Annotated in this window: 15 protein-coding genes and 1 tRNA gene; 10 read left to right on the top strand and 6 right to left on the bottom strand. The window is 67.9% G+C overall.

The genetic code is table 11. From position 1 onward, the window contains the following. Positions 1 to 252: 252 nt before the first annotated feature. The 4 genes from AQZ59_RS03090 to AQZ59_RS03075 are packed head-to-tail and all read right to left on the bottom strand — an operon-like array spanning position 253 to position 3,622. A complete protein-coding gene (locus tag AQZ59_RS03090) occupies positions 253 to 846 on the bottom strand; it encodes a type II secretion system F family protein (RefSeq protein ID WP_062613041.1) in 594 nt (197 codons plus the stop codon). After that, complete coding sequence (locus AQZ59_RS03085) at positions 847 to 1,509, bottom strand: type II secretion system F family protein (RefSeq protein ID WP_062613039.1); 663 nt, start codon at positions 1,507 to 1,509, stop codon at positions 847 to 849. Then, positions 1,506 to 2,660, bottom strand: coding sequence for a TadA family conjugal transfer-associated ATPase (locus AQZ59_RS03080; protein ID WP_062613037.1), 1,155 nt, complete (start codon positions 2,658 to 2,660; stop codon positions 1,506 to 1,508). The genes AQZ59_RS03085 and AQZ59_RS03080 overlap by 4 nt, the downstream gene beginning before the upstream one ends. Beyond that, positions 2,657 to 3,622: a cellulose synthase operon protein YhjQ/BcsQ gene (locus AQZ59_RS03075; RefSeq protein ID WP_062613035.1), complete on the bottom strand. Its 966-nt coding sequence runs from the start codon at positions 3,620 to 3,622 to the stop codon at positions 2,657 to 2,659. Before AQZ59_RS03075 ends, AQZ59_RS03080 begins: the two co-directional genes overlap by 4 nt. A gap of 150 nt (positions 3,623 to 3,772) precedes the next feature. Between AQZ59_RS03075 and AQZ59_RS03070 the strand changes: the two genes are divergently transcribed. Continuing rightward, a complete protein-coding gene (locus AQZ59_RS03070) occupies positions 3,773 to 5,035 on the top strand; it encodes a hypothetical protein (RefSeq protein ID WP_062613033.1) in 1,263 nt (420 codons plus the stop codon). After that, the gene (locus AQZ59_RS03065; protein ID WP_062613031.1) at positions 5,035 to 5,946 is read left to right on the top strand and encodes an alpha/beta fold hydrolase; all 912 of its coding nucleotides are present in this window, start codon (positions 5,035 to 5,037) and stop codon (positions 5,944 to 5,946) included. Before AQZ59_RS03070 ends, AQZ59_RS03065 begins: the two co-directional genes overlap by 1 nt. 219 nt (positions 5,947 to 6,165) lie before the next feature. On the opposite strand, the gene nth is transcribed toward AQZ59_RS03065, so the two are convergent. Next, positions 6,166 to 6,801 (bottom strand): endonuclease III, encoded by a 636-nt coding sequence (gene nth / locus AQZ59_RS03060; protein ID WP_201783141.1) that lies wholly within the window; start codon positions 6,799 to 6,801, stop codon positions 6,166 to 6,168. Between the two features lie 191 nt (positions 6,802 to 6,992). Here nth and AQZ59_RS03055 point away from each other — a divergent pair, with 191 nt between their 5' ends. From AQZ59_RS03055 to AQZ59_RS03050, 3 genes are all read left to right on the top strand, one after another. Next, positions 6,993 to 7,670 carry a Crp/Fnr family transcriptional regulator gene (locus tag AQZ59_RS03055; RefSeq protein WP_062613030.1) on the top strand — a complete coding sequence of 226 codons (678 nt, stop codon included), beginning with the start codon at positions 6,993 to 6,995 and terminating at the stop codon, positions 7,668 to 7,670. Between the two features lie 160 nt (positions 7,671 to 7,830). Continuing rightward, positions 7,831 to 7,986 carry a hypothetical protein gene (locus tag AQZ59_RS09630; protein WP_162839027.1) on the top strand — a complete coding sequence of 52 codons (156 nt, stop codon included), beginning with the start codon at positions 7,831 to 7,833 and terminating at the stop codon, positions 7,984 to 7,986. Continuing rightward, positions 7,983 to 8,438, top strand: coding sequence for a RidA family protein (locus AQZ59_RS03050; RefSeq protein ID WP_062613028.1), 456 nt, complete (start codon positions 7,983 to 7,985; stop codon positions 8,436 to 8,438). The genes AQZ59_RS09630 and AQZ59_RS03050 overlap by 4 nt, the downstream gene beginning before the upstream one ends. A gap of 126 nt (positions 8,439 to 8,564) precedes the next feature. Here the strand turns inward: AQZ59_RS03050 and AQZ59_RS03045 are convergent, their stop codons facing one another. Continuing rightward, positions 8,565 to 8,903: a WhiB family transcriptional regulator gene (locus AQZ59_RS03045; protein WP_062613026.1), complete on the bottom strand. Its 339-nt coding sequence runs from the start codon at positions 8,901 to 8,903 to the stop codon at positions 8,565 to 8,567. Between the two features lie 225 nt (positions 8,904 to 9,128). On the opposite strand from AQZ59_RS03045, the gene AQZ59_RS03040 reads away from it, so the two are divergent. The 5 genes from AQZ59_RS03040 (at position 9,129) to moaA (ending at position 15,713) form a co-directional block, all read left to right on the top strand. Beyond that, complete coding sequence (locus AQZ59_RS03040; RefSeq protein WP_062613023.1) at positions 9,129 to 11,585, top strand: penicillin-binding protein; 2,457 nt, start codon at positions 9,129 to 9,131, stop codon at positions 11,583 to 11,585. A gap of 64 nt (positions 11,586 to 11,649) precedes the next feature. Next, complete coding sequence (locus AQZ59_RS03035; RefSeq protein WP_082661110.1) at positions 11,650 to 12,813, top strand: metallophosphoesterase; 1,164 nt, start codon at positions 11,650 to 11,652, stop codon at positions 12,811 to 12,813. A 53-nt stretch (positions 12,814 to 12,866) separates the two neighbouring features. Beyond that, positions 12,867 to 12,943 (top strand) — tRNA-Pro (locus AQZ59_RS03030). A gap of 291 nt (positions 12,944 to 13,234) precedes the next feature. Further along, on the top strand, positions 13,235 to 14,473 hold the full coding sequence (locus tag AQZ59_RS03025) for an alpha-amylase family glycosyl hydrolase (RefSeq protein ID WP_062613019.1): 1,239 nt from the start codon (positions 13,235 to 13,237) through the stop codon (positions 14,471 to 14,473). A 202-nt stretch (positions 14,474 to 14,675) separates the two neighbouring features. Continuing rightward, a complete protein-coding gene (gene moaA, locus AQZ59_RS03020; RefSeq protein WP_062613170.1) occupies positions 14,676 to 15,713 on the top strand; it encodes a GTP 3',8-cyclase MoaA in 1,038 nt (345 codons plus the stop codon). Positions 15,714 to 15,805 lie beyond the last annotated feature (92 nt).

Below are 15,805 nucleotides of genomic sequence, written 5' to 3'. Positions count from 1 at the left end.
CCGTCACGGTGTGTGACATCTCCAGTCTCATCAATCGCAAAATCTGGAAACGCCGATAATCCCCAAAAGTGAATAGCCCTCCCGGGAGCTTCGCTGTGGATAGTTCGCCCCCGCCCCGTCGCCGGGCGCCGTCAAAGCCAGCTACCCGGCACACCCGACACCACTCGTGAAAATAAGACTCACCAACGCCCCATACACACCGCCAGCCGGCATACTCACGACTTCTGACGGGTCAGCCGGGTATACGGCCGGCTAAAGCCCGAACAGGCGCCCCGCCGCGCCCGCCACCACCGGCACGATGCCCAGCAGGATGAACGCGGGCAGGAAGCACAACCCAAGCGGCATCACTAGCCGCGCGCCCAGCCGGGCCGCGGCCTCCTTCGCATTACGCTGGCGCTGCAGGCGCAGGCTCTGAGCACTGCGCTGAATGAGTGGCACGGGCGCGGCTCCGTCGGTCCAGGCGGCGCGGAGGGCGTCGCGGAGTCGGTCGCGGTGTAGGTCCTCCCAGGCTTCCTCCCAGGTGGCCCCCATGAGCAGCAGGTTCGCGGTCTGCGTGCGCGCGGCCCCGCCGATCGCCGCGTCGAGCGCCTTGAGCGTCCCCGGGATCGACAACCCCGACCCCAGCGCCGCCGCCGCCAGATCCAGCACGACGGCCATGTCCACCGGCTCGTGCGCCCTCTTGCCGAGCACCCCGGCCTTGCCCACGACGCGGGCCACCCGCTCGCGCACCCGCGCCAGCCCCGAGCCCGCGGCCCCAGCCCCGCTCGAGCCAGCGCCTCCTCCCGACACCCTCCACGGCATCCACACCACCGCGAGCACCGCCGCAACCACCATTAGCCCCAGCACCTATTCCTCCTCTACCCGCGCCCGCGCCACCATCCGCGCAGTCCACATCAGCCCCGCCACCTCAAAGCTCAGCCCTGTTACGAGTGCGAGGCGCCCGAGCGTCGTCGTGAATAGGAAGCCCAGCGGGTCCGCGCCCATGACGTACCCCAACGCAATCCCGATCGCCGGCAGCCCCGCGAGCATGCGGGCGGACGTGCGCGGGCCGGCCAGCGCCACCTCGCGCGCGTTCTTCGCCTCCCCCGACTCGGTGATCCCTGCCGCGCACGCCTCCAACACGTCGGCCATCGGCGCGCCCGTGCGGAAACTCATCACGCACACGGCGTACGTGGCGGGCAGGGTGTGTAGCGCCACGTCGGTCACGCCCACTTTACGCCGCTCCCACCAGCCCATGCGCTCGAGCCCGCGCAGCGCGAGGGGGACGCCGTCGTCGCCGAGAACGGGGTCGTCCACTTCGAGCCCTGCGTGTTGCAGCGTCTGCGCCCACGCCCGCTCCGGGCTCGACCCCGACCGCAGCCGCGTCGCCACCTCCGTCACGATCGCGCCCATGTCCATCACCGGCCGGGGCTGTTTTTCCGGGCGACGCCGCCCGCGCAACTTTCGCTCCACGCTCCGGCGCGGCACGGTGACGAAGGTGACCAGCAGGAGCACGCCGAACCAGATCACCGCCCGACCCCCGCCCCCGGCTCCAACCCAAGCCTTTGGGCCAGGGCCGCCCACCCGTCGTCGTGCGTGACGCATCCGCCGGGCCGGTCCACCCGCATCGCGACCGGCGCGAACAGCTCCCCACCTCGGCGCGCGAACACGGAGATTTCGGACACGAAGCGGCGCCCGCCAAGCCGGCGGACGTGGATGGCGGCGTCGAGCGCGGAGGCGGCCTGCGCGGCGACCGTGACCTCGTTCATACCGGCCAGCGTGCCGAGCGCCACGAGCCGAGCGGGGATGTCCGCGGTCGAGTTGGCGTGGATCGTGGCCCACCCGCCCTCGTGGCCGGTGTTGAGCGCGCCGAGCACGTCGCGCACCTCGGCGCCACGGCATTCGCCGAGCACGATCCGGTCGGGGCGCATGCGCATCGCGGCGCGCACGAGGTCGCTCATCGTCACCTCGCCCGCGCCCTGCACGTTAGCTTTGCGCACCTGCAGGTGCACGACGTGCGGGTGGTCGGGCCGCAATTCCGCCGACTCCTCAATCACCAAAATCCGCTGCTCGGCTCCGATCAGCGACAGCATGGCGTTGAGGAACGTCGTCTTGCCCGCGCCCGTGGCCCCCGAGATCAGCACGTTCGCCCGCCGCTCCACCAGCGCGCGCACCACCCGCCCCACCTCGGCCTCCACCGAGCCGCCCGCCTCCAGCTCGTCCAGGGTGAGCACGCGGGCGCGGTGCGTGCGCAGGGAAATGAGCGTGCCCTCGGCCGACAGCGGCGGAATCACCGCGTGCAATCGCACGCCGGAGGGGAACGTGCCGTCCACGATCGGGCTCGCGTCGTCCAGGCGTTGCCCGCAGGACGCCGCCAGCCTCACCGCCAACGCCCGCGTCGCCTCCTCGCCCTCCAGCTCGGCCGCCACCTTTTCCATGCCCTGCCCGCGGTCGGCCCACACTTCCACCCCGTTCACGACAACGTCCGTCACCTCCGCGTCCTCCAGCAGCGGGGCGATGATGGGCCCGGCCCCGATGAGTTCGCGGCGCACCTGCGCGTCCAGGGCCGCGACGTCGGCCGTGAAGATCGCGCCGGGAACCGCTGCAAGCGCCCCGCGCAGGTTCTCCCCCGCCGCGAGCCGCCGCCGAATCCCCGCCAGCTGGGCCGGATCGAGGTTCATGCCGTCACCTCCAGCACGTGCTCCCACAGGGCGCGCAGGTCCCGTTCGGCGCCGGAGCGTTTGCGGTCGCCGGGGGTGACGCCGTGGTCGAGATCGCCGCGGGTGCCGCGCAAGGTCCGCACGGAAAACATCGCCGGCACGCCGATTGCACCGGCCAGGTGGGCGGCCTCCATCTTTGATCCCACCGTGTTGCCCACCGCCACCATCTGCCGCCCGATATGGTCTCGGCGGGCGCGAGCGTGGGCCAGGGCGACGGCGTCGGGCCTCGTCACCAGCAGCACCACGTCGCACCAATCGAGTAGCCCGTGCCACTCACTGCCCGCCATCCCGGCCGCGACCGGCAGGTCGAGCACCGTCCACGCATGCGTTTGCGCGAGCGCGCTGATGACGCGGGTCGCGGCTGCGGCATCGGGAACCCCGCCCCGGTCGTCGGCGGAGACCACGCGTACATCCTGCCAGCGCGGCAGCACCCGGTTAAGGCGCCCGGCCAGGATCGCGCCGTCTCCGGCCAGGTCCGCCCAGCGCTTGCCGGGTTCGGCGTCGATCGCGAGCAGGTGGTCAATCCCCACCGACGCCGGATTCACGTCAACAAGCGCGCAGTCGTCCTCCACCGCAATCAGCCGCGCCAGCCAGGCCGCAATCGTCGACGCCCCGGCCCCACCATGCGCGCCCACGACCCCGATCACCCGCCCCCGCATCGTCAACCCCACGGCGGCCATGAGCTCGAGCACATCCGCGGACTCGTGCGGATCCAGGCGCACCCGGCCGCGCGGGAAGTAGGGCGCGAACATCTCGTGGAAGTGGGCCTCGACCTGGCCGGGGGCGTCGGCGTCGTCGAACATGAGCACCGCGGGGGCGCGCAGGCGCGCAAAATCAATCCCCACGAGGTCCGCGAGCCGCGCCAGCTCGTCGCCCACGGTCCGATCCGTGCCGGTGTACACCACTGAATGCATGTTCTCCATGCCGGCAGTCTTGCGAATCCGGCGCGGGTGCGGCGCCCCGGCGGCGCAACTGTGGATAGTTTTGCGTTTTCCACACAGGCACGCCGACAAGTTCTGGCTTATCGCCGCTCTTTGTCGTTACGCTGGAGCAAGAAGTAGAAGGAGAACAACGTGTCAACGCCTACCGACCCCTACAACTCCAACTCGCGCCGGCCCTTCGACGACGAGGATTCGATCCTCGAGCCGCTCGACGACCGCGCCGCCGCCCCCGCCCCCGCACCCGCCGCCGAGCCCGGCAAGGCCGAACCCACACTGGGCAGCTTCGCCAACGACGGCCTGCCGCACCGCTTCACCGGGTCGGTGGAGCCCGAGTTCCCCGCGCACAACGAGGCCGGCACCGAGGGGACATGGGAGGCGGACCCGCTGGCACCTGGTCGCGACGAGGGGAACGGCTGGTCGTCTGATGCGCCGGCCAAGGGCGCTGAGCCGACTGAGGGTGGGGCGCCCGCCAAGGATGCCACGCCCGCCGAGGGCTGGGCCGAGGGCCCGGCCGCCGATTCCACTGAGGGCCGAGCTGATGGCCCGGCCCGCGCCGACTCGCCCGCCAGCACCGACTCCGATTCCAGCCCCCGCGGCTTCGGCCCGCTGAGCTCCGAAACCTCCGACGATCCCGCATCCTCCACCCCCGACGCCCCGCGCGGCCCCACGCGCACCTCCGTCATGAGCGCGGCCACCTTCGGCGATTCCTACGAACCATACGCGAGCTCCCCGGCCAGCCCGGACACCGCCGTCGAGCAGCCCACCCCGGACTCCCCCGCCGCGCCGGCGTTCATGACCGCCGCCAGCTCCGCCGACGCCGAAGAGCGCCGCGAGCGCTGGTCCGCCGACCCGGGCGACACCGTCCTCGCCGACAGAATCCCCGACGCCCCCAAGGGCCGCGGCCTCACCCACACCGGCGCCCTCCTACTCACCCTGCTGCTTGTGCCCGCGGCCTGGTACCTCATCGCCGACGCCGGGGCTCGCCTCGCGATCGTCCCCGACAACCCGTGGATGACCGGCTCCCCGCAGCTCATGCCGTTGCTGGAGCTGGCGGGCGGCGTCGTCGTCGCGGGAATTATTTGGTGGATGGCCCGGGCGTCGTCGTTGGGCGCGAACGTGATCGGCACGCTCGTCCTGCTCGCGGGGGCCGGCGCGCTCGGCGCCCCGAAGTTCGCACAGGACGTGGTGGAGCGGCTGTCGAACGCGATCGGCGGCTACAACGCATTTACCGGCAACGTCGTCTACCACCTCGGCAACGACCTCGCCACCGGCCGCATCGCCGTCTTCGGCGCGCTGCTGCTGCTCACGGGCATCGTCTCGCACGGCGCACGACGCCGCGGCCAGGCCTTCGGCACCACCGTCACCCGCCGCAACCTACTCCTTCGCGATTCCTAATGCCCGCCGACACCACCTGCATCACCCTCCCCGGCCCCTGGCGCCACGAATACATCCGCGCCAACGGCGCCCAGTTCCACGCCGCGATCGCCGGCTCCCACAACCCCGACAAGCCGCTCGTGCTGCTCGTCCACGGGTTTCCCCAGTATTGGTGGGCGTGGCGCAACCAGATCGAGCCACTGCACGCCGCCGGCTACCACGTGGTAGCCATTGACCAGCGCGGGATCGGCGGCTCCGATAAGACCCCCGACTCCGAAGACGGGCTCACCCTCGCCTCCGACCTCGTGGCGATCGTGCGGGCGCTCGGGGCGCGCAGGGCGGTCGTCGTCGGGCATGGGCGCGGCGGGGCGCTGGCGTGGAGCGCGGTGTCAATGGAGCAGGATCTCTTCGCCGGGCTCGTCACCATTTCCTCCCCGCACCCGCGCACCCTCCACCGGCTGGGCATGCATGTCACGTTGCGGACGTGGCGGCACGTGCTCACCTTCGTGCTCACCCCCATTTCAGGGCGCAACCTGGCCAAGGAGTCCGTGGTGCGATCACTGCTCACCGAGTGGTCCGCCTCCGGCAACAACGGCGCCTCCAGCCAGTCCGACATCTACACCCAGGCCCTGCAACTGCCCGGCGCGGCGAAGATCGCCATCAACCAGCTGCGGTGGACGTGGAACTCGCAGCGCAGCGCCACCGGGCGCACCTACCTGCGCGCCTCCGCGAACTCCGTGCACATCCCCGTGCTCGCGATCCGGGGCGAGGCCGACCCCCTCCTCCCCGACCGCGCCTGGGATAAGGACCTCGAGTTCTCCACCGGGCCGTACCACAAGGTGCGAGTGGCCGGGGCCGGGCATTTCGTGGCCGAGGAACAGCCCGAGACCACCACGCGCCTGCTACTGGACTTCCTTCAGGGGCTCGAGTAGCTGCTTTCCGGGTGGGATCGGCGCACCGGCGGGCCGCAATGTCCGATTTGTCTAGAATTGCTCGGCTTAGCCAGGGGCGGTTGTTCCGTTTTGCCCGATTGGCTCGGCGGCGCCCCGTCAATTGTCAGGACCCTGAGGCCAAAACGGCCTCTTTTGCCGACGAAAACTCTCAGAGTCCTGACGTTTGCCCGGTTACTCTACCGACCCGGCGGCTGGGCCCTATTCTGCCGACGGGCAGATGTCCGCCAGCGCACACGCCCCACACTCCGGGCGGCGGGCGTGGCACACCCGCCGCCCGTGGAAGATGATGCGGTGGCAATCCATGGTCCAGTCCTCGCGCGGCATGATCTCCATCAGCTCGCGCTCGGCTTTGACGGCGTCGGTCTGCTGCGTCCACCCCCATCGCCGGGTCAGCCGGCCCACGTGCGTGTCCACCGTAATCCCGGGCACGCCGAAGGCGTTGCCGAGCACCACGTTCGCCGTCTTCCGCCCCACCCCCGGCAACCTCACCAGTTCTTCTAGCGTTCCGGGCACGACGCCGTCGTGGGCCTCGAGCAACGCCCCGCCCAGGCGCGAAAGCGACTTGGCCTTGGCCCGAAAGAAGCCGAGCGGGCGCAGGATCTCCTCCAGCTCGGAGATACTGGCGCCGGCCAGGGCCTCCGGGCCGGGGAAGCGGGCGAATAGTTCGGGGGTCACCTGGTTGACCCGCACGTCGGTGGTCTGGGCCGAGAGAATCGTGGCGACCAGCAGCTCGAAGGGGGTGGTGAAGTCAAGTTCGCAGGCGGCGTCGGGATAGAGGGCGGCAAGGCGCCCCAGGATTTCCGTGACCTGCTCGGGCGAGCCGGGTTCCATCATGTCAACCTCCATCGGCGGCGTAAGACCAGATTAGCGCGACAAACCCCCGTATACACCGTGCGAATAGCGCGCTAGCATGGCAAGATGTAGTGTGTATGACCTCGGACACAAGCCCGACCCGCCGCGCGGCCCCGACCGCCCACCGGCATGGTCACGAAGACCTCAGTAAACTTAAGTAGAAAGGTAAGCGGATGGAATCGAACATCCTTGCCAACGTTGAACTCTTCAAGGAGCTTGGGGACGACGAGCGCGACTCCCTCATGGCTCTCATGTCAGAGACCAGCCTCAAGCGTGGCGAGTCCCTGTTCCACGAGGGTGACGCGGGCGATCGGCTCTACGTCATTGTCGAAGGCAAGGTGAAGCTGTCCCACACCTCCGACGACGGGCGTGAGAACCTCATCGCGATCCTCGGCCCGGGCGAGATCATTGGCGAGCTCTCACTGTTTGATCTGGGCGCGCGGTCCTCCACGGTCACGGTGATTGCGCCGTCAAAGTTCCTTTACCTGTCCCACAAGGACATGATGAACTACATTGACGAGCACCCGAAGATGGCCAAGGCCATGTTGCGCGAGCTCGCCACCCGCCTGCGCAACACGAACGACCAGATGGCCGACCTCGTGTTCTCCGACGTGCCCGGACGCGTGGCCAAGGCCCTGCTTGACCTGGCCGAGCGCTTTGGCGAACGCACGCCCGAGGGCATCTACGTGGCCCACGATCTGACCCAAGAGGAGCTGGCGCACCTCGTGGGGGCGTCGCGCGAGACGGTGAATAAGTCGCTGGCGGACTTCACGGCCCGCGGCTGGATCCGCCTCGAGGGCCGGGCCGTGCTGCTCATCCAGGTGGGGCGCCTGCAGCGCCGCGCCCACTAGTCGCCGCCCGGCGGCTCGGGCATTTCGCTTAGCTGGACGATGTCGGGGCTATCTGCTCCTTTACGCAGATGGCCCCGACATCGTCCAATTGCCTTTAACGGGTAGAGCACCCCCAATCGAATGCCTTGCCGGTGCCCGCCCGTCTCATTACGCTGGAGCCATGACTACTTGGGAATACGTCACTGTACCGCTCTTGATGCACAACACGAAGCAGATTCTTGATACGTGGGGGAAGGACGGCTACGAGCTTGTCACGGTTATCCCCGGCCCGAACGGCACGAACCCCGTGGCCTACATGAAGAGGCCGGTCGAGTGAGCATCGCGCAGGCGCTGGCTGAGCTCGGCCTGGAGCTTCCCGACGTCGCCGCCCCAGTTGCGGCCTACATCCCGGCTCGGCGTGTCGGCAACGAGGTGCGCACCTCCGGCCAGCTCCCTTTCGTCAAGGGTGAGCTGGTGACGGGCAAGGTAGGCCAGGCGGTGTCGGCCGAGCAGGCCTACGACCTGGCGAAACAGTGCGCGCTCAACGCGCTCGCGGCGGCGGCGTCCGCTGCCGGCGGGGTGGATCACCTGGTGAGTGTGTCGCACGTGACCGGCTTCGTTGCCTCCGACCCGGGCTTCTTTGGTCAGCCCGGCGTCATCAACGGCGCCTCCGAGCTGCTGGGCAAGATCTTCGGCGACGGCGGCGCGCACACCCGCTCCGCCGTGGGAGTTGCGGTGTTGCCGCTGGATGCGCCGGTGGAAGTGGAAGTCACCTTCATCGCCAAGTAGGCCGGGCACCAAGCTCAATCGAATACTTCCGGGACGATGTGAGCCACATCTGCACATATGCGCCGATGTGGCTCGATCCGGCCCGCGAATTATTGTTGCCGGCCGAGCTACGGGCAGGGCGGGGTGTCAGCGCGCTGCCGGACGCCGCGAGAGGCGCGGAATGCGACCCGCGCGAAGCTCGATCGCGACGGCGTCGTTGGATTCGGTGAGGTAATCCCACCAGTCGGTGATGTGGGGGAAGCGGCGGACGAGGGCGCGGCGCTCGCGTTCGGTCATGCCGCCCCAGACGCCGAAGGACATCTGCGAATCGAGGGCGTCGGCCAGGCACTCGATGCGGACCGGGCAGGAGAAGCACATTTGACGGGCGTCGGCTTGCGCAGAGCCCCTCACGAAGAGCGAATCCGGATCAGTGTTTGCGCAGATCGCGCGCACTGCCCACGTCTGATCCTCATATACCTGCGTCATTTACCTATCCCTTCACCGAAAGCGCCCTTGCTCCCGAACTGGCGTGACTGCGGTCACTCACCAACATGTTACCCAACTGCTCCGATAAAATCACATCCGGCCGGTCCGCGGACGCGGCGTTCACCCTGTTCAGAGCGCAGAACACCGGAGATAAACGGGCCACATCCGCCCTTGGCATGCCCCAATTCACGCAACTTTGTCGGTGGCAACCACTATTGTTGAAACATGCGTAGTTCTGGCCGAAAGATGACCATCCGACAGATCATCGTCGCCCTGCTCAGCTTCTTTTTGCTCACCGGTGTCGGCGGTGGGATTCTTGCCGCCGCGGCGCTACCTATAGTGGCCACCACGGGCACGGTTGCTAACGCGGGCACTCGGGTGTTTGATGACCTGCCCACGGATATTGACTTCACCAAGCCGTCCGAGCAGTCCGTTATCTTGGCGGCGGACGGCTCGCACCTGGCCACGTTCTACGCGGAGAACCGGATCGTAGTGGCATCCGACCAGATTTCGCCGCTGATTAAGCAGGCGGTGGTCGCGATTGAGGACGAGCGCTTCTACACGCACAACGGCATTGACGCCCAGGGTCTCATCGGCGCGGCGTTCAATAACTTCACGGGCGGGCGGCTCGCGGGCGGATCCACGATCACACAGCAGTACGTGAAGAACGCGATCATCGAAGAGGGGCGAATCCTCGGCGATTCCACGCTCATTGCGTCGGCCACCGAGCGTTCGATTTCCCGCAAGCTGAACGAGGCGCGCTACGCGATCGCGGTGGAGAATAAGCTGACGAAGGATGAGATCCTCACGGGCTACCTCAATCTGGCCCAGTTCGGCCCGTCGCAGTGGGGCGTGGAGGCGGCCTCGCGCTACTTCTACGGCATCTCGGCGAAGGACGTGTCGCTGCCGCAGGCCGCGATGATCGCCGGCATCACGCAGGCGCCCGGCAAGTGGAATCCGGTCACGAACCCGGAGGAGGCGAAGAAGCGTCGGGACGTGGTGCTGGGCCAGATGTACAAGCTCGACATGATTTCGCGTGAGGACTTTGAGGCCGCGGTAGCCGTACCGGTGGAGGAAATGCTGAACGTCACCTCGGTGCCCAACGGGTGCGCGGAGGCCGGAATTTCGGCCTACTTCTGCGAGTATGTGGTGAAGGACGTGCTGAACGATCCGGCGCTAGGCGAGACACGCGAGGAGCGCATCGCGGCCCTCTACCGTGGTGGCATCGTCATTCACACCACGATCAATCCGGCTGAACAGCAGGCCGCGTATGACGCGGTGGTGGGCTCGGTGCCGGTGGGTGACGAATCGTCCATCAACATGGCGCTGTCGTCGGTGGAGCCTGGAACCGGCCACATCCGCGCGATGGCGCAGAACACGAACTTTGGCAACCCCACCCCCGAATCGCCGGATGACATGACGCTCAACCTCAACGCGGGCATGAACATGGGCGGCGGATCGGGATTCCAGGCCGGATCGACGTTCAAGATTTTCACCCTCGTCGAGTGGCTGAAGGAGGGGCACGGCACGCTGGAGCGGGTCAATGGCACGCCGCAGAAGTTCGCGCCTAACTCCTGGAAGATCCGGTGCGCGCCCGGCGCGCGGCCCGGCGAGGCGTGGGGGCCCGGCACGCTTGACGGCGTCGGCACGGGAATGATGAGCGTGCTGACGGCCACCAAGCAATCGGTCAACCCGGCCTACGGGCAGATGGCCAACCAGCTCGACCTGTGCAACATCATGGACATGGCCAGCAACCTGGGCGTGGAGCGCGGACGCGTGGCCATGGATGGGGACGCGGAGACGGCGCAGATTGCCAACCTCAGTCTGCCCTACGAGCTGGGCGAGCCCCTGCCGCTCATGCCGAACCCGGCTGCGATTATCGGCTCGAACCCGGTCACCCCGCTGTCGATGGCGGTGGCCATGGCTACCCTGGCCGCTGACGGCAACCGGTGCGAACCGCAGTCCTACACGCTCATTGAGGATTCGAACGGCAGCGTGCTGTCGGACCGGCAGCCGCAGTGCCGCCAGGTCATTGACAAGGAGCTCGCGCGGCGGACCACCTCCACGCTGGCCCAGGTGGTCAAGAGCGATGCCACGGGTGAGCGCGCCCAGCTGGCGGGCGGGCGCCCGGCCGCCGGCAAGACCGGTACTGCGAACGAGGACTACCATGCCTGGTTCGTCGGCTACACCCCTCAGCTCGCCTCCGCCGTGTGGCAGGGTCACCACGAAGGCTACATCTCAATGTTCCACTCGGTGATCAACGGGGTCTACCACCGCGAGGTCTACGGCGGCCTGTACCCGGCGATGACGTTCAAGAGCTACATGGACGCCGCGCTCGCCAGCGAACCTATCCAACAGTTCGCCAAGCCCACCGCCGATCCGACCACGATCCGCGTGCCGCGCACGAAGCTCGAGGAGTCGGAAGAAAAGGAAGAGACAAAGGAAGCGGCAAAGGAGACCACGGAGCCGGCTGGTGACACGGTGGCAAACCCCGCCCCGTCGTTGCTGGGGATGACTCAGGAAGCCGCGCAATCCGCGACGCTTGCCGCCGGATACGGGTACGTGACTCGAACCGAATCCTCGAGCCAGCCCGCGGGGACCGTACTTCGGCAGAGTCCTGCCCCTGGGCAGGAGGCGACGCCGGGTAGCCGGATCGAGATCTGGATTTCAGGCGGAAACTAATTTCAACGCGGTGGACGTGATGGCGGGCGGCCCGGTGGGCCGCCCGCCCGACTAGGAGGCATACATGCGAACTTCTCATGCCGTGCTGGCAGGTGGCGGCGGGCTAATAGCGGCTGGCCTGGGTGCCGGCGTCTATGGGCTGGTGCATTCGCACAGCTACGTGTTGCGGCGTCGTTCGCTGTTGCTCCCCGGGCAGGCGCGTCCGCTGCGCATCTTGCACATCTCTGACGCCCACACCCTCGCTCGGCACACCAAGCGCCTGCGCTTCATCCGCGACCTCGCGGAGACCTCACCGGACCTGGTGGTGCTGACGGGCGACATGATCGCCGAACCCGACGCCGTCGCCCCGGTTCTCGCCGCGCTCGACGAGTTGCTGGAGGTGCCCGGCGTGTTCGTGTTCGGTTCGAACGACTACGTGGCGCCCACGTTCAAGAATCCGCTCGCCTACCTGGGCGGGCCGTCCAACCGCGGGGCGAAGAAGGGCCAGCCCGATCGCCGACCCCTGCCGTGGCGGGACATGCGCGCCGAGTTCAAGGCGCGCGGGTGGGCGGACCTGACGAACGCGCGCGCCCAGATGTCAGTGGCCGGGTGGGATCTCGAATTCGTGGGCGTGGACGACCCGCACATGCACCTCGACCGCTTCCCAGATCCCGTCGATGGGCCCGCCGCTGGAGATTTTGCGGGCACTGCCAGGTCCGCCGGCGCAGCCAGCACAGCCATCTCAGCCGGCAAAACCCGCCCGGCCTCGCCGACGGGCAACTCTGGAAAGCCAGCCACCAACCCGGGGGACAGCGTCGGGAAGCTAGGCGATGCCGTCGTGGGCGAACAACCCCGGATGCGGATCGGCGTGGCGCACGCGCCCTATCAGCGGGTGCTCAATCAGATGGTCGCGGACGGGTGTTCGCTCATTTTCGCAGGTCACACGCATGGCGGGCAGGTGTGTCTGCCGCCGCATCGGGCGCTGGTGTCGAACTGTGACCTCGACCCGTCGCTCGCCTCCGGCCTGTTCGACTGGCCCCGCTTCCCCGACTCCGAGGAGCCGATCAAGGGCGACGGCGCTGCGATCGCGAAGGAGAAGGCTGGCGGGGCGTGGGTGCAGGTGTCGGCCGGGATTGGGTCGGCCACCTACATGCCGCTACGCACGTTCTGCCCGCCGGAGGCGATCTTGTTGGACGTCGTGCCGGTGGCCGCCCAGCCTGCGGGTGTGAATTCGCGCGCACTGCCGTGAGCGATTTCGAATTCGGGGGTGTAGCGGCTACTATTTATTGAGTCGCAAGACATCGGGGTGTGGCGCAGCTTGGTAGCGCGCTTCGTTCGGGACGAAGAGGCCGTGGGTTCAAATCCCGCCACCCCGACCAGAATTCGGGTGAACCGTGAGGGTTCACCCGTTTTTCATGCCCGCCCAGGAGTCCCCGGCCTCCACCAGCAGTGCCGGCGACCCCGACCACCGGCGCCGGCGCGGTCCCCGATACCCGCCCGGTACCCGCCACCCCCGACACAACTCGTGGACCTCAGACCCACCAGGCCCCATAGCAATCGCCAGCCGGTATATTCACGACTTCTGTCGGCCACCACGCCCGGGCCTCTATCCAAACCGCCCCCGCACCCCCCCACGCGGTAGCCTTGAGGGACCAAACAAAGGAGCAAACGTGCTGGAACACGCGATCTGGTGGCAGGTCTATCCGCTTGGCGCCCTGGGCGCCCCGATCCGCGAGGATTGGCGGGACACGGGCGAGGAGCACCGGCTGCGCAAGCTCGGCCCCTGGCTGGATTACGTCGCGCAGTTGGGTTGCAATGGCATCCTGTTCGGCCCGCTGTTTGAGTCGACCACGCACGGCTACGACACCACGAACCACCTGCGCATTGACCCGCGCCTGGGCTCGAACGAGGATTTCGACTGGTTGGTGGCCGAATGCCGCGCCCGCGGCTTGCACATCATCCTCGACGGCGTGTTCAACCACGTGGGCGTGCGCCACCCGCTCACGCTCGCGGCCCTGGACGGCCAGCCCTCCCCGGTTATCGTCGCCGACGACGGCTACCCCCAGCATTGGGAAGGCCACCTGGACTTGGCCGAGCTCGACCACGCCAACCCCGCCACCGAGGACCTGGTCGTGGAAGCCATGGAGTTCTGGCTCGAGCGCGGGATTGCGGGCTGGCGTCTCGACGTCGCCTACTCGGTTCCCACCGACTTCTGGGCCCGCGTCACGGACCGCGTCCGCGCCCGCTTCCCGCACGCTGTCTTCGTGGGCGAGATCATCCACGGCGACTACCTGCGCCTCATCGACGCCGGCCACCTCGACTCCGCCACGCAGTACGAGCTGTGGAAGGGCATCTGGTCGTCGCTCAAGGACCGCAATCTGTGGGAGCTCGCCCACGCGCTCGAGCGCCACGACGCCTTCTCGGCTGACCACCGCCTGCAGATTTTTGTGGGCAATCACGACGTCGACCGCATCGCCTCCACCCTCGACGACGACGGCGCCGCCATTGCTGCCGCGATCCTCTTTTCGCTGCCGGGCATCCCATCGATCTACCAGGGCGATGAGCAGGCGTTCCGTGGGATGAAAGGCGAGGGCGCCTCCTCCGACGATCAGATCCGCCCACCCCTGCCGGCCTCCCCGGAGGAGCTGAGCGAGTTCGGTTGGTGGATGTACCGGCACTACCAGGAGCTGGTGGCCGCGCGGCGCCGGCACCCGTGGCTGGTCGACGCGCGCGTCGAGGTCCTGGACAAAGCCAACGAGCGCCTCTCCTACCGCGTCACCTCGCGCCCAGGCAACGCCGGCTGCCCCGGCAACCTCGGCGAGGGCTCGCTCACGGTGACGATCGACCTTACGGCACCCTCGATCACGTTGGCGTTCGATGACGGCGACACCGTCACCTACGCCGGCTAGGCGAACACGCCCTCCTCGAGCCCGGCGCTTTCCTTGTCTATCTACGCCCTAAGTCTGGTTTTTTCTTCCCGACCCCGATCCGCCCCACACACCTTCTCACCTGCGGTTTTGCCCGTGCACGTTTTCGCACAGCTTGGTGTTGAACAATTCGGTCCCACCCCGTAACGTGGCTGTTCAGTAAGACACCGAGGCGAGGATGTTCATGAGTGAGGCCACTGCCGAAACACTACAGTTACGTGACCAGTGGGGTCGCGTGGCGCGTGATTTGCGCATTTCGCTCACGGACCGCTGTAACCTTCGCTGTTCGTATTGCATGCCGCCCGAGGGCTTGGACTGGTTACCCACGGAGCAGACGCTGACCGACGCCGAGGTCATGCGCCTCATGCGGATCGGTGTGGAGATGCTTGGCATTGAGGAGATCCGCTTTACGGGCGGCGAGCCGCTTCTGCGCAGGTCCCTCGAGGACTTGGTGGCGTTTGGCGCGAGTTTGCGCACGACGTCGGGCGCGCGGCCTGGCCTGTCCCTCACCACGAACGCGCTCGGCTTGGACAAGCGGGCCGCGGCGCTTGCGGAGGCGGGGCTGGACCGGGTGAATGTGTCGATGGATTCGGTGGACCCGGATGTCTACCGGCACATTTCCCACCGTGACCGCCTGGCCTCCGTGTTCGCCGGGATCCAGGCCGCTTTCGACGCGGGGCTCACGCCCGTGAAAATCAACGCGGTGGCGATACGGGATGTCAACGACGCCGGTCTGCGCGACTTGCTGCGCTACTCTCTGCGCGTCGGGGCCCAGTTGCGCATTATTGAGCACATGCCGCTTGGGCCGCGTGAGACGTGGTCGCGGGCGAATATGGTGCCGCAGGACGAGATCCTCGACTACCTGGGCGAGGAGTTCGAGCTAACGCCGGCCGAGACCGCCGACCCGTCGGCGCCCGCGAAGCTGTGGAATGTGGCCCCGGGAGCGGATCACCCGGGTGGGAGCGTGGGCGTGATTGCGTCGGTGACGAAGCCGTTCTGCGCGGATTGCGACCGCACGCGCCTCACTGCCGACGGCCAGATCCGCAACTGCCTCTTCTCCCGCACCGAGACCGACCTGCGCGGCCCGATGCGCTCCGGCGCCGACGACTCCAAACTCGCCCGGCTGTGGGCCGACGCCATGTGGGAGAAGAAGCCCGGCCACGGGATCGACGACCCGGGTTTCATCCAGCCCGAGCGCTACATGTCAGAAATCGGCGGCTAAGCAGCCCGTCCGAACGGGGCGCTCGACAGAACTCGTAAATATACCGGCTACCGGTTCTATATGGGCCTGGCAGGTCTCAGGTTCACGAGTTG

The sequence above is a fragment of the Trueperella bernardiae genome (genome assembly GCF_001469025.1).
Lineage (GTDB): Bacteria > Actinomycetota > Actinomycetes > Actinomycetales > Actinomycetaceae > Trueperella > Trueperella bernardiae.
This window is presented reverse-complemented; position numbering and strand designations above follow the sequence as displayed.